The sequence below is a fragment of the Microvirga lupini genome (assembly GCF_014191055.1).
Classification (GTDB): Bacteria; Pseudomonadota; Alphaproteobacteria; order Rhizobiales; family Beijerinckiaceae; genus Microvirga; species Microvirga lupini_A.
The window spans coordinates 1,388,960-1,403,558 of the sequence record NZ_JACHWB010000001.1 but is presented as its reverse complement, the minus strand read 5'-3'; the positions used below and the strand labels follow the sequence as shown (position 1 = coordinate 1,403,558).

Here is a 14,599-nt window from a genome sequence, read left to right as displayed (position 1 = left end):
GTCCGGGATGGCACTTGTTCTTAAGCCGCCGCCAGTGCCGCCTCGATGGCCGCCAGCGCTGCTTCCGCCTGGGCACCGTCGGGGCCGCCGGCTTGGGCCATGTCGCGGCGTCCGCCGCCGCCCTTGCCGCCGAGCTTCTCCGAGCCCACCCGCACGAGGCTGACCGCATCGACCTTGTCGGTCAGGTCGTCGGTGACGCCGACCACAATGCCTGCCTTACCGTCGTCCGCCACGCCGATGATCGCAACCACGCCGGAGCCGAGGCGCTTCTTGCCCTCGTCGGCGAGGCTCTTGAGATCCTTCATCTCGACACCCGTGACCGCGCGCGCCATGAGCTTGATGCCGGCCACGTCCTTGACCGGATCGCCGCCGCCGGACGCACCGCCGCCCATGGCGAGCTTGCGCCGGGCCTCGGCGAGATCGCGCTCCAGCTTGCGGCGCTCCTCGAGGAGCGCGCTCAAGCGGGCCGAGACCTCCTCCACCGGCGTCTTCAGGAGGCTTGCCACCTCGCGTAAGCGGCGGCTCTCATCAGTGAGGTAGCGGCGGGCGGCATCGCCCGTCATGGCCTCGAGGCGGCGGACGCCGGCCGCGACCGCGCTCTCGCCCACGATGGTGACGACGCCGATATCGCCGGTGCGGTTCACGTGCGTGCCGCCGCAGAGCTCGACCGAGAAGGTTTTGTTGTCGTCGGCCTTGCCCATGGAAACAACGCGGACCTCGTCACCGTACTTTTCGCCGAAGAGCGCGCGGGCGCCGGATTCGATCGCCTCGTCGACCGCCATGAGCTTGGTGACCACCGGCGCGTTCTGGAGCAACACCTTGTTGGCGATCTCCTCGACCTTGGCGAGTTCCGCATCCTCGATGGGCTTCGGATGGCTGAAGTCGAAGCGCAGGCGGTCGGGCGCGACCAGCGAGCCCTTCTGGGCCACGTGGTCGCCGAGCACTTGGCGCAGGGCTTCGTGCAGCAGGTGGGTGGCCGAGTGATTGGAACGGACGGCCGAACGCCGCGCGTGATCGACGACCAGCTCCAGCGACTGGTTGAGCTTCAGCGGGCCATGCTCCACGGTGACGTGATGCACGAACAGGTCGCCGAGCTTCTTCTCGGTGCCGGTCACGAACAGGCGAGCGCCCTCGCCCTGCATCACGCCGGTATCGCCGACCTGGCCGCCGGACTCGCCATAGAACGGGGTCTGGTTGAGCACCACGAGGCCGCTTTCACCAGCCTTCAGCTCGGAGACTTCCTGGCCATCCTTGAGCAGCGCCAGGACGATGCCCTCGGCGGTCTCTGTGTCGTAGCCGAGGAACTCGGTGGCGCCGGTGCGCTCCTTCACGGAGAACCACACGGTCTCCGTCGCCGCCTCGCCCGAGCCGGACCAAGCCGCACGGGCCTTCTCGCGCTGGCGCTGCATGGCGGCGTTGAAGGCGTCCGTGTCGACGCCGATACCGCGGGGCTTCAACGCATCCTGCGTCAGGTCGAGCGGGAAGCCGTAGGTGTCATAGAGGGTGAAGGCCGTGTCCCCGGAGAGGCTCTGCCCCTCGCCGAGATTACGGGTCTCCTCGTCGAGGATGATGAGGCCGCGCTCCAGGGTTTTGCGGAAGCGTGTCTCTTCGAGCCGCAGGGTCTCGACGATCAGCGCCTCGGCACGGATCAGCTCGGGATAGGCCAGCCCCATCTCGCGCACGAGAGCCGGCACGAGGCGGTACATGAGCGGCTCCTTGGCGCCGAGCAACTGCGCATGGCGCATGGCGCGGCGCATGATGCGGCGGAGCACGTAGCCGCGGCCTTCGTTAGAGGGAAGGACGCCATCCGCGACCAGGAAGCAGGAGGTGCGCAGGTGATCGGCGATCACGCGATGCGAGACCTTGCGGTCGCCTTCCGGCGCGACGCCGGTGGCGTGAGCCACCGCCTCGATGAGGGTGCGGAACAGATCCGTGTCGTAGTTCGAATGCACGCCCTGCAGGATCGCGGCGACGCGCTCGAGGCCCATGCCGGTGTCGATGGAGGGTTTGGGCAGCGCGATGCGATTGCCGGGCTCGATCTGCTCGTACTGCATGAACACGAGGTTCCAGAACTCGAGGAACCGGTCACCGTCCTCCTCCGGGCTGCCGGGAGGGCCGCCCCAGAGCTTGTCGCCCTGGTCGATGAAGATCTCCGAGCACGGGCCGCAGGGGCCGGTATCGCCCATCTGCCAGAAATTGTCGGAGGTCGGGATGCGGATGATCTTGGAATCCGAGAACCCGGCGATCTTCTTCCAGAGGTCGGCGGCCTCATCGTCCGTGTGATAGACGGTGACGAGGAGCTTGTCCTTCGGCAGGTCGAACTCCTTGGTGATCAGGTTCCAGGCAAGCTCGATCGCCCGCTCCTTGAAGTAATCACCGAAGGAGAAGTTGCCGAGCATCTCGAAGAACGTGTGGTGGCGCGCCGTGTAGCCCACATTGTCGAGGTCATTGTGCTTGCCGCCGGCGCGAACGCATTTCTGAGACGTCGCCGCCGTGCTGTAGGGGCGCTTCTCAACCCCGGTGAAGACGTTCTTGAACTGCACCATGCCGGCATTCGTGAACATCAGGGTCGGGTCGTTGCGCGGCACGAGCGGGCTCGAGGCCACCACCTCGTGGCCGTTCCTGGCAAAGTAATCGAGGAAGGTCGACCGGATTGCGTTGATGGACCGAAGTTCGTTGGCGCCGCTCATGGGTTCTCAAGCTCAAGGTGCAGGGGCTTTTCAGGGCCCGAAAAGACGTGATGGTGGCCGGTTTTAGCCGCCCGCGCCCGCCCTGTCGAGGCGGCGTCTCGTCTAATCTAGGGGGCGATTGTCCCCTAGTGTCATTCCCGGCCAGAGCGTCAGCGGAGAGGAAGAGAATCCATCAACATGAGCCTGATCGTGGATCCCCTTCCCGGCCTGCGGCCACCGGGGATGACGCCTTCGCTTCGTTCCCCTGAGGAGAACAAACGAAAAGACCGCCGCGATCTCTCGCGACGGCCTTCATTTGCCCTTGAAGGAGAGCAAAACCTTATTCTGCGGAACCCTCGTCCAGGTCGTCGGCGGTCGGGGTCGCCTGATCCAGGATGCGGTCTGCGAGCAGGCCGGCATTCTGGCGGATGAGTGCCTCGATCTTGCCTGCAACCTCAGGGTTGTCGCGCAGGAACTGCTTGGCGTTCTCGCGGCCCTGGCCGAGGCGCTGGCTGTCGTAGGAGAACCAGGCACCGGACTTGTCGACGATGCCGGCCTTGACGCCGAGATCGATGAGCTCGCCCACCTTGGACACGCCCTCGCCGAACATGATGTCGAACTCGACCTGCTTGAAGGGCGGAGCGACCTTGTTCTTCACGACCTTCACGCGCACCTGGTTGCCGATCGGATCGTCGCGATCTTTGAGCGTCGAGACGCGGCGGATGTCGAGGCGCACGGAGGCGTAGAACTTCAGGGCGTTGCCGCCCGTCGTCGTCTCAGGGCTGCCGTACATGACGCCGATCTTCATGCGGATCTGGTTGATGAAGATCACCATGGTGTTCGACCGCGAGATCGAACCGGTGAGCTTGCGCAGGGCCTGGCTCATGAGACGGGCCTGGAGGCCCGGCTGGACCTCGCCCATCTCGCCATCGAGCTCGGCCTTCGGGGTCAGCGCCGCTACCGAGTCGATGACCAGCACGTCGACCGCGCCGGAGCGGACCAGAGTGTCGGCGATCTCAAGGGCCTGCTCGCCCGTATCGGGCTGGGAGATCAGGAGATCGTCCAGGTTGACCCCGAGCTTACGGGCATAGACCGGGTCGAGCGCGTGCTCCGCGTCCACGAAGGCGCAGACGCCGCCCTTCTTCTGGGCTTCGGCAATGGTGTGCAGCGCCAGCGTGGTCTTACCGGACGATTCCGGCCCATAGATCTCGATGATGCGGCCGCGGGGCAGACCGCCCACGCCGAGCGCGATGTCGAGGCCGAGCGAACCCGTCGAGACGGTTTCGATCTCAACCGGCTGCTGCCCCTTGCCGAGCCGCATGATTGAGCCCTTGCCGAAGGCGCGTTCGATCTGCGAGAGCGCCGCGTCGAGAGCTTTCGATTTATCTTTATCCATTGATGAGCTTTCCACCAGTCTCAGGGAGGACTGTGACATGACCTAACATCCTTATGGCAGGAGGAAGAGTGAATCTCAACGCGGTGTTGAGAGAATATATGTACTCACTTTGTTCCCCCTTACAAGTTCTTTTTTCGTTCTCGTTCAGGAATTCACAGATCCAGCGGCGGGCACGATGACGCAGGGTTAAAGAACAGTTAAATCAAAGGTTTAGCAGAGCCGTCGTTCAAGACGCGGCTCATCTCGAAACAGGCAGGAGGCTCACCTGCCTTCCTATGCCCGGATCTGCTTCAGCTTGAGATTCATGTGGTGCCTGATGTCATCGACAGAATTGCGAAGCTGAAGATCAAAATACATCTTGCCTCGCTCGCGGAAGGGAAGGCAGCCGACGAGATACACCTCCCGATCACCGAAGCTCCATATCTGCAAAGACGCCTGATGGTTTTCCACATCGATGTCCGGCAGCGTGCGCTCCAGGCGCGGGGTCTTCCCCTTGACCAAGCCGATCAAAGCGTAGTTCAGCCGTACTAGGCTCTCACGGGTTTCCGCCTGCTCGGATGCTTTGGGATTGAGCGCGGCAACGGCCATGTCGACATTGCCGTTCATGAGAGCCGCAGTGATCTGCCGGCAACTCTCGCTGTCCTGGGTTGCCTCAGCCAGTGCGGGCGCAATCATACCCGAGAAGACGATGAGAAAGGGTGCCAGGATCTTGGTCCGCAGGACGAGGGTAACACCTGCCCTGGAATATGAAGTCTGCATATCGTGTCCTCCTATCAGAGTTCACAATATGATATTATGTTTCAAAGACCATTACTGTGCTGATCCGCACATAGAGGATCATGTGTAGAAGCACGGGTGCGCGCTTCGGAATCCTCCGGCTCGAAGCTGCTTCCCTTTTTAACGGTCGATGACCTGCTTCACCGTCTCGACCAGCTGGCGCAGGCTGAAGGGCTTGGGCAGGAAGTTGAACTCCTCCCCTTCGGGCAGGTTCTTGCGGAAGGCCTCTTCGGCATAGCCGGAGACGAAGATCACCTTCAGATCCGGGTAGAGCTTGCGCAGCTCGCCCAGCAGGGTCGGGCCGTCCATCTCGGGCATGACCACGTCGGAGACCACGAGGTCGACGGGTGCGCCGCGCTGCTCGATGATCTCCATGGCCTCGATGCCGGAGGCCGCCTCCAGCACCGTGTAACCGCGGGCCGAGAGCGCCCGGGCATTCACGGCGCGGACCGGGTCCTCGTCCTCGACGAGCAGGATCGTGCCCTGCCCGGTCATGTCGGCGGCCGGTTTCTTGGCCACCTCTGGCTTTACCTCCTCGACAACCTCCTGCACGGCCGGAATGTGCCGCGGCAGGTAGATGCGGAAGGTCGTGCCCTGGCCCGGGGTCGAATCCACGTCGATATACCCGCCGGACTGCTTGACGATGCCGAACACGGTGGACAGGCCGAGGCCCGTACCCTTGCCCACCTCCTTGGTGGTGAAGAACGGCTCGAAGATCTTCTCGACGATCTCGGGCGTCATGCCGGAGCCGGTATCGGACACCTCGACCATCACATAATCGGCCGGCGGCATGGCGCTCACATTGAGCCGCTCCGCCTCGACCGCCGTGACATTGGCCGTGCGGATCGCGAGCTTGCCGCCGCCGGGCATGGCATCGCGAGCATTCACCGCGAGGTTCACCACCACCTGTTCGAACTGGTTCACGTCCGCCTTCACGAACCACAGATCGCGACCGTGATTGAGATCCAGCGCCACGCGCTCACCAAGGAGCCGCTTGAGCAGCATGGACAGATCATAGAGCTGGTCGTTGAGGTTCAGCACCTCCGGCCGCAGGGTCTGGCGGCGCGAGAAGGCGAGCAGCTGGCGCACGAGGCCCGCGGCCCGGTTCGCGTTCTGCTTGATCTGCATGATGTCCTGGAAGGACGGATCCGTCGGCCTGTGGTTGGCGAGCAGCAGGTCGCTGTAGCCGATGATCGCCTGCAAGACGTTGTTGAAGTCGTGCGCGACGCCGCCGGCGAGCTGTCCCACCGCGTTCATCTTCTGGGCCTGCGCCAGCTGCTCCTCGACCTTGCGGAAGTCGGTGGTGTCGAGAGCATAAAGGATCGCCGTCTCGCCGTCCGCGCCGGTATCGCCGACGGGCGTCACCCACACGCGGACCGAGCCGCCGCCTTCGGCCGCCGTCTGCAGTTCGAGGGGCGGAATGTCGCCCTTGTTCTCGGCCGCCGCCTTGAGGGCTGCCGCGATGGACTCGCGCTCGCGGAAGACGTCGGGAATCGAGGGGCCGTCCTGGCCGTTCTCGCCGGTGCGCGGCAGCGCGCCGAAGAGCCTTGAGAACGGAGCGTTTGCATGGACGATCCGGCCCGCACGATCAACGGTCGCAATTGCAATGGGCGTGTTGTTGAAGAAGCGCGCAAAGCGCACCTCGGCCGCGCGCTGTCCTTCGTCAACCTCCCCTCCGGCCGAGCGGTTCAGAACGAGCGTGCGGGATGCCCCCATGCGGCTGTCCTGCCCGAAGGCGATCCGGTGATAGAGGCGCACCGGCAGGAACTCGCCGTTGCGTCGGCGCAGGTCGAGATCGAAGGTCTCCGTGCGCACGCTGCCCGGCTCGCCGGAGAACGACGTCATCATCGATGCCACGTCACCCGGCACGATATCGGAAAGGCTCAGGCCGCCGGAGCCGACCTGCGCGAGATCGTAGTCGAGCCAGGACGCCAGCGTCGCGTTCAGATAGACAATGGAGCCGCCGGGATCGACGGACAGGAAGCCCGCGGGGGCGTGATCGAGGTAGTCGATGGCATGCTGGAGCTCCTGAAAAACATTCTCCTGGCGCTCCCGTTCATGAGTGACTTCCGAGATGGCCCAGAGTGCCGCCTGCCGCCCCCTTGGCCGCGGCACGGGCCGCACGCGCACCCGGTACCAGCCGAATTCCCGGGCACCGTTGAGCGACGGAGACAGGCGGATCTCCTCCGCGCCCGTGCGATGCTCGCGCGCCGCCTGCGCCAGCCGGTAGATGGCCTCGGAGACTTCGGGCGCACCAATGAACAGGCGCTCGACCGGCAACACCTCGCCGCCCTGCAATCCTGCGAAGGCAAGATAGGCCTCGTTCGCATAGGTGATGCGCCCGTCATCCTCGACCACCACGAGGCCGTCACCCGAAGTGTCGGCCATGAGCTTGGTGATATCGTTGCGCACAGTCTGGCCAGAGAACTGGACGACGCCGATCGCCATCGCGAAAAGGAAGAAGACACCCGCCATGGCGAAAAACGCCAGAAGCGCGAGGATCAAAGGCTGCGCCTGTTCGATGCCGAGAAAGCGCAGGCTCAGAGTCGCGCCGACAAGAAGGCTCGCCAGAAGCAGCACCCATCCGATATGGCCGTGACGGTCGGAACGGTCGATGGCCGAACCCTTTGGCGTATCGCCTTCGTAAGCCATGAAATCTCTACATCCTCAACGGAGGCGGGTGTGCCTTACGGCACCGGCTGCAGGGTTGCGGCCAACCGCTCGATCTGTTCCGATCATATTACACGGTATTTATTGATCGACCTCTAAGGCGGCGGCAGCGAAGGATGCAAGAGCCGGTCGCGTTGGTGCAGGCCTCGACGATGAGGTCCGTCACAGGAAATCCTTATTTTCCTTGATGTAAGGACCGTCGGCCCCATCTTGGACGGATCACAGCGAGCTTTTCCTGTGTCATCAGCCCTGTGCCGAAGCCGAGTGACGTTAACCATCTGTTAACCTTGCCGGTGGCTTTGGCAGTCAATGTGGTACAACCAACACAGAAGTGGCCTGCGAAGGCCAGTCAACGTTTGAGAGTTCATCGTGTCATCTCTTTTCGGTCTCGAAGCACCGCGGGCAGTTCAATTTGCAATCGCCTTCGCGATCATTCTGATCCTGCTCGTGCTCTTAGGGCTCGTCCTGCGCAAGGTCTGGGGTGGCCGCCTGATCATGCCGGGCAGCGATCGCGGCGGCCGCAGCCGACAGCCGCGGCTGGGCATCGTGGATGTGTATGACCTCGACCGGCAGCGGCAGCTCCTTCTGCTGCGCAGAGACAATGTCGAGCACCTCCTCCTCATCGGCGGCCCCAACGATGTGGTGATCGAGACCAACATCGTCCGGGTTGCCGGCGCGCGCGTTCCCGCTCCCCCGGTAGACATGGGCGCGGAGCGCTTCGAGCCCTCGCTGGATCAAGCGCCTCGCGCTCCTCAGGTCGAGAACAATGGCCGGCCTTCCATCGAGAGCCAGCTCGCCGCCCAGCTAGGGGCCTTCGTGCGCCGCCCGTCTGAGGAATCCGACATCGAGGAGGAGCTGTCCCCGGTGGCGACCGTCAGCGCGCCGGTTCCGGCCCATCCCGAGCCGGTCCTGAAGCCGGATGCCGTCGCGACGTCCGCTTCTCCCTCGATCCAAGGGCTGCGCGCCGAGGCGAGGACCTCGTCATTCCAGAACACGCCTCCTGCGCCACCTGCACCTGCTGCCCCGCCCTCGCCTCCTCCGGTGGAACGCCCGGAGCCGCGTCCTCATTTCACGCCGCCGCCGTTCCAGTCGCGGGCAACGCCAGTGCCGCCGGCGCCTGTGCAACCGCCTGAGCCTGTCCGGCCGCCCGAGCCAGCAGCGAGCGAGCGGCCGGCCCCCGACGCCAACCTGCTGTCGGATATGGCAAAGCAGCTCGAAGAGGCCCTGAAGCGCCCGGCGAGCCCCGTTCCGCCTCCGGCGGTGGTGGCTCCGACAGCGCCGGTCAGCGCGACCTCGCCTGCCGTGTATGAAGATGTGAGCGATGAGGAGGATACCCCTCTCGAGCCGCAGCCGGCCGAAGAGGAGCCCGTTACGTCCTTTGACGAACCTGCGGAGGAAGAGGATCGCGCCGAGGAGCCTGACACTCCCGCTCCGGCTCAGACCGCACCAGCCGTCGAGCCGGTCCGGACCGCCCCGCCTGCGCCCGCATCCGCTCCCCTGCCGCCCCAGGCCAAGGAACCCGCCTCGGCGCAGAAGGCCGCCGACCCGTTCTCGGTCGAGGATATCGAAGCGGAGTTTGCACGCCTTCTGGGACGCCCCCTCGATCCGAACAAGAAAGGGTGAGCCTAGGCTCCCCTGCCAGCGACCAAAGAAAAAGGGCTCCGCGTGCGGAGCCCTTTTTTCGTATGTTTGGCAGGACCGGATCAGTCGTCCCGGTAGACCCGCTCGTTACGCTCGTGGCGTTCCTGAGCCTCAAGGGAGAGCGTCGCGATGGGGCGGGCCTCCAGGCGCTTGAGGGAGATCGGATCGCCCGTCTCCTCGCAATAGCCGTAAGAGCCATCCTCGATCCGTGCGAGCGCCGCGTCGATCTTGGCGATCAGCTTGCGCTGACGATCCCTGGCGCGAAGCTCGATGGCGCGATCCGTTTCCGATGAGGCGCGATCCGCAAGGTCAGGGTGATTCTCGTTCTCGCTCTGCAGCGTCGCGAGGGTTTCCTGAGCCTCTTTGAGGATGTCGTGCTTCCAGCGGATCAGCTTGCGCCTGAAATACTCCCTCTGCCGCTCATTCATGAAAGGCTCGTCTTCTGTCGGACGGTAGCCTTCATCAATCACGCTATCTGTCATGTTCAGCCGTTCTTCCCCGATGAACCGTGGCGCCCCTATATAGGCAAGCAGGGACCGCGACAACGAGATAAAGCGTCATCGATTTGTCTAATTGGCCCCGGCACCCCTTATGAGCCTTGGATAGGCTCAGGCCGAACGATATGTCGCACCATCAGGAGGCCGCCGCCTCCGCCCGGCTGACGAGTTCCCCGGCGACGTCGCCGATCTTGGGCGCCTCCTCTCGGATGAAGGGAAGCGGCCGACAGACGGATAGGGCCGCCAGGCCGAACCGGGCCGTCATGAGCCCGTTCAGCACCCCCTCGCCAAGCTTGGCCGAGATCCGCGCCGCGAGACCGAGGCCCAGCACCTGCTGCATGAGGCTGTCGCCCACCGCCACGCCCCCGGTGACCGCAAGGTGGTTGAAGGCGGCCTTGGCAAGCCGCAGGAAGCCGAAGAAGCCGGGTCTGCCACCGTAGATCCGGGCCAAAGTTCGTAGGAGACGCACGGCCGCGAAGATCACGAACGCCACATCGACGATGGCCCGCGGGCTCACGGCCGTGACGAGCGAGACCTGCTTGGCTGCGCCTGCGATCGCACGCTTGGCCTGTGCGTCGAGGGGCTCGAGGAGCTCCCGCTCGGCAATGGCGAGGCGGTCGTCCGCGTCGATGATCTCGTCGGAGAGCCCCTTGAGGCGAGCGGTCCCCTGAGCGGCCGCGGCCCGGCCGCCATAGAGGCTGATGAGATCCGCCACGATGCCCTTGGCGGCCTTGTGGTCCTTGACGGCCAGCGCATCGACCGCAGCCTCGCGCAGGCTTTCGATCTTCTGCTCGCGCCAGATCCCCGAAACCTCCCGGCCGATAATGGCCAGGAAGGCCAGCACCGCCAGCACCGCGAGAGCAAGCGCCACCCAGCCCAGCCACGGGGCAATCCGGTACAGATCGACAATCAGGTTCTCGATGGCAAGCCCTAGGCCCAGCAGAAGGAGCCCCGAGAGCGCGGACAGCAGGATGCCGAGCCAGGGCGCCCGGCGCTTGCTGCCCATGGGCACCACAGTGCCATCGGCGGCTTCGATGGCATCGAAGGGCTCCTCCGTCACCTGCACGGCGCCGGTGGTGATGTTCGGATCGTCGAGGCGATAGGCGCGAGGTTGGCGGCTCATGCGAAGCGATCCCCCAGGAGGAATTCAAGGGCCCGGTCGAGACGGATATGAGGCATCTTGGCCATGCGGCCCGCTGCATCGACCGGCAGCTTCGGCGGCCGGAAGCGCGGAAACCGGAACGAGCCGGGCGGCACCGCCCCCTGAAACACCGCCTCGGCGCTCTCGGGCAGTTCGCCAGGAAAGATCGCGGCTTCCGCCTCGCCGTCGAACACGTCGTCCCCGACCCGCTCGCCCGCCTCCGGAACCCCGGCGACGGCCCGCAGGGTCTCGCGTCCTTCGCGAATGGTCGTCTCGCGGGTGGCACGCACCGAGGCGAGCGCCACGGTGCCCACCCGCGCGCCGGCTGCTTCGGTCCGGCGCGAAGCCCGGTTCACGAGCATCCGCAGGATGGCATCGAGCCGGTCGTGATCCGTGTGGTGGATGTGATCGGCCTTGGTGGCCGCGAACAGGACCCGGTCGGCTCGGGGGGAAAACAGGCGCGAGAGCAGCGTATTGCGGCCGGTTCGGAAGGCCATGAGCACCTGATCCAGCGCCTCCTCCAGCTCCGCGAGCGCCACAGGCCCGGCATCGATGGCGGCCAGCACGTCCACCAGGACGATCTGGCGGTCGATACGCTGGAAATGGTCGCGGAAGAACGGCCGGACCACATGGGTCTTGTAGGCCTCGAAACGCCGCTCCATCAGGGCCGCGAAACTGCCTGCCGCAATGGGCTGCCCTTGAGACAGATCGAGAGGCGCGAAGGTGAGCGCCGGGGAGCCGGCAAGATCGCCCGGCATGAGGAACCGCCCCGGCGGGGTCGTCGCCACCGCCTCGGATCCGGCACGCAATGCCGTGAGGTAATCCTTGAAGGCCTCGCTTGCTCTCGAAGCGAGCATCTCGTCGGAAGCCCCTGACGGGTCGAGGGTTTTCAGGGTTTCGTGCCAGCCGCCCGCCACCGGTGCCCGATCACGCTTGCGGCTTGCCTCGATGGTCTGGCGGGACCATTCCGCATAACCGGCATCGAGAAGCGCAAGGTCGAGCAGCCATTCGCCCGGATAATCCACAATGTCGAGGGCAAGCGACGCCGGCCCGGTGCGCCAGCCGGCCTTCCGTTCGTATTCCACATCCACCCGCAGCTCGCTGATCCGATTGGTCGATTGCGGCCAGCGGCGGCTCTCGGTCAGGGCCGCCAAGTGTTCCTCGTAAGGGAAGCGAGGGATCGCATCATCCGGCTGATGCGCCAGCTGAGCCCGCCGGATGCGGCCTTCAGCGGAAGCCCGGAAGGCCGGCAGGTTCGTGCCTCGGATCAGGTGATGCACAAGTGCGGTGGTGAAGACGGTCTTGCCGGAGCGGGCGAGCCCGGTGACGCCGAGGCGGAGGGAGGGCTGGACCAGCTGGCCGGAGGCCTCCCAGAGCGATTGCGCAGCAGACCCGGCGCGGGAGGCGATATCAGACAGAGTGGGCACCGGGAACCTGAGCGTTGTGAGCGTTGGGCATCACATGGGGTCACCCCGGTCAATTGCCAAGCATGACCGTCCGTTCCGGACAGGAGATGCGGAGGCAAGGTCCCATAGAAAACGCCCGCCAATGGATCTCCCATCGGCGGGCGCATTCGTCAGATCTGACGATCAGATGACGAAGAAGTCGTGGTAGTAGAGCTTCTCCTTGTTGGAGAGCGTGGCGAACTTCACCTGGGCGCTCTTCCCCGTGCCGTCGGCGTCGTAATAGAGCGTCCCCGTCTTCTTGTCGTAGACGATGCGATCTTCCTTGTCCTTGGCCTTCGTGCCCTCGACGAACATGTCCGAGTTGAACTTCTTCGGCGTGGAGAGCGAGCCGGAGCCTAGCTTCGTGAAGACCTTGTTGTCGAGATAGAAGCTGTCGTCCTTGGACTTGAAGTCCGTGATCTTGTCGACATTCGTGCTCTTGTTGAGCTTCGTGTCGAACACGAACACATCCTTGCCGGTGCCGCCGCTCAGCTGATCCTTGCCGAGACCGCCATAGAGGAAATCGTCGCCCCCAAGACCCGAGAGGATGTTGTTCTTCGTGGTTCCGGCGATGGTGTTGGCAAGGCTGTTGCCAGTTCCGCGAATGGCGCTGCCCGTCAGGGTCAGGTCGGTGAGGCCATCGGACAGAACGGCATCGCCGTCAGCCGCAATGGTCACCACATCGTCACCAGAGAGTTTGACGGAGCCGAGCGCATTGTACTGAGCCAGAGACAGACTGAGCTTGTTGTCTGTCGCGTCGATGAGGTTGGCACCCTTGGACGAGAGAGCCGTGATTTGGTCCGCCGTCAGTGTCGCCAGTGCCTGACCGGTATCCTTGAGGGTCAGTGCATCGACGCCATTTGCCGTCATGCTCGCGCGCTGCGCGTCAGTGAGGCTGAGCAGATCGGATACGCTCAATTCCAGAGTGACCTTGTCGTTAGGATAGAACAAAGACATTCCTGGCGGATATGGGCCTGTATCAGGAAGAACCTTGTACTGATCGAACGACAGGGTCAGCACATCGTCGACTGCGTCGAGAACTATGAGGCTGGTCGCAGAGAGCTTAGCAAACTGGGCAGCCGTCAACTGGGAGAGGTCAGACCCATCGTCGGAAAGCAAGACGAAGGAATCAGGCATGAGGGAGATATTGGAATTAGCCAGCGCCTTGGCTTGAGCCGCACCGATCTTGAGTGGAAACGGCGTGCCGCTGTTCGATCCGATGAAATCAACTCCCTTGTTCGAGAGGGTCATGATTTCAGGAGCAGAGAAGAACATGAGACCAAGCTTGAAGCTTGAGTCGCTGACAGTCACCGTATCTGCGGCATCGAAACCGATATTGGTCGCCAGGAGCGCCATCGTGGCTCCGGCTTCAACGGTGAGGTTTCCATCCGTGGAATCGATGAGGCCGACACCCCTATCGGTCAGGGTCTGAATGTCGCCGGAATGCAGATCGTCGAGTGCAGTTCCACTATCAAGCAGAACCAGCTTGTCTTCCGTACTGAATTTGACCTCATTTCCAAGTGCCCTGAACTGTGCAAGGTTCAAAGACAGCGCATTGTCCGCCACATCGATCAGAGTGACCTTGTTATCGTCCAGCGCCCCAATTTCGAGATCGGTCAAATCTTTGATGGCTGCGGCCACATCATTGATCTGGATGGAATCCCCATCCGGAAGCGGAATTCCCTCCGCGACATGAGCGCGGTATTGAGCAACTGTAAATACTTGCACCGGCATTATGATTTCCCCTGCCCCAAGATACGTAAATGCTTCCGGACCACCTGCACTACGCATGGGAATACGGCGCAAAGCATTCCTATTATATCGTGAGGCATGTGCAACCGGTTTCGGGGGAATTACCTCTTTGGAGGTAGGCTTTTTGTCCCCCCAAGCAGACCAGACTCAACGCTTTTTACCAATCCGGCCAGTTCGGACCGCATTCGCCTCCCTCAGAACTCGCCGTCCCATATACAGTTTTCCACCATGGTGCCGGCGCATCGTGGCAGCCAACTGGCGCAGGGCCATTCGATCATCGGAAACGACCATGATCGGCACCACCACATCGCCCTCCTGGCTTTGCTCGAAGGTCGGCGCCTGCCCCCTCTCAATCCACGCCTGAGCGACGTCCGGCCGGCACAGGGCCCAGCCGACATAGCCGACAATGGTTCCGTTTCGCACCGCGAAGGCGTAATGGCCGCGCCGGATCTGACCTGCGAGAGACCCCACCAGCTTGTCGGCGCGATAGGACCCGAACGGCTGATGCGAGGCGACATAGGTCGCAGCGAGGCCCAAAGCTGCGTTGGCATCCCGCAGCTGCTGCACGGACACGCCACTCGACCCGCCCTCTTTCATGGGTCAATCCCGCG

At 63.8% G+C, this 14,599-nt stretch carries 10 protein-coding genes; 1 reads left to right on the top strand and 9 read right to left on the bottom strand.

Annotated features, from left to right (window positions below):
• Positions 1-20 precede the first annotated feature (20 nt).
• The 4 genes from alaS to cckA form a co-directional block, all read right to left on the bottom strand.
• The gene (gene alaS / locus FHR70_RS06835) at positions 21-2,690 is read right to left on the bottom strand and encodes an alanine--tRNA ligase (protein WP_183448334.1); all 2,670 of its coding nucleotides are present in this window, start codon (positions 2,688-2,690) and stop codon (positions 21-23) included.
• Between the two features lie 319 nt (positions 2,691-3,009).
• The gene (gene recA, locus FHR70_RS06830; RefSeq protein WP_183448332.1) at positions 3,010-4,104 is read right to left on the bottom strand and encodes a recombinase RecA; all 1,095 of its coding nucleotides are present in this window, start codon (positions 4,102-4,104) and stop codon (positions 3,010-3,012) included.
• Between the two features lie 234 nt (positions 4,105-4,338).
• Entirely contained in the window at positions 4,339-4,824 is a 486-nt protein-coding gene (locus tag FHR70_RS06825) for a hypothetical protein (protein WP_183448330.1), read from the bottom strand.
• Between the two features lie 138 nt (positions 4,825-4,962).
• A complete protein-coding gene (gene cckA / locus FHR70_RS06820; protein WP_183448328.1) occupies positions 4,963-7,494 on the bottom strand; it encodes a cell cycle histidine kinase CckA in 2,532 nt (843 codons plus the stop codon).
• 387 nt (positions 7,495-7,881) lie between these two features.
• On the opposite strand from cckA, the gene FHR70_RS24295 reads away from it, so the two are divergent.
• Positions 7,882-9,135 (top strand): hypothetical protein, encoded by a 1,254-nt coding sequence (locus tag FHR70_RS24295; RefSeq protein ID WP_183448326.1) that lies wholly within the window; start codon positions 7,882-7,884, stop codon positions 9,133-9,135.
• 80 nt (positions 9,136-9,215) lie between these two features.
• Here FHR70_RS24295 and dksA read toward each other — a convergent pair whose 3' ends face one another.
• The 5 genes from dksA to FHR70_RS06790 form a co-directional block, all read right to left on the bottom strand.
• On the bottom strand, positions 9,216-9,635 hold the full coding sequence (gene dksA / locus FHR70_RS06810; protein WP_036350657.1) for an RNA polymerase-binding protein DksA: 420 nt from the start codon (positions 9,633-9,635) through the stop codon (positions 9,216-9,218).
• Positions 9,636-9,786: 151 nt separating this feature from the next.
• A complete protein-coding gene (locus FHR70_RS06805; protein WP_183448324.1) occupies positions 9,787-10,773 on the bottom strand; it encodes a YcjF family protein in 987 nt (328 codons plus the stop codon).
• The gene (locus FHR70_RS06800; RefSeq protein WP_183448322.1) at positions 10,770-12,218 is read right to left on the bottom strand and encodes a YcjX family protein; all 1,449 of its coding nucleotides are present in this window, start codon (positions 12,216-12,218) and stop codon (positions 10,770-10,772) included. Before FHR70_RS06800 ends, FHR70_RS06805 begins: the two co-directional genes overlap by 4 nt.
• A gap of 162 nt (positions 12,219-12,380) precedes the next feature.
• A complete protein-coding gene (locus FHR70_RS06795) occupies positions 12,381-13,970 on the bottom strand; it encodes a calcium-binding protein (protein WP_183448320.1) in 1,590 nt (529 codons plus the stop codon).
• 165 nt (positions 13,971-14,135) lie between these two features.
• Positions 14,136-14,585: a hypothetical protein gene (locus FHR70_RS06790; RefSeq protein WP_183448318.1), complete on the bottom strand. Its 450-nt coding sequence runs from the start codon at positions 14,583-14,585 to the stop codon at positions 14,136-14,138.
• Positions 14,586-14,599 lie beyond the last annotated feature (14 nt).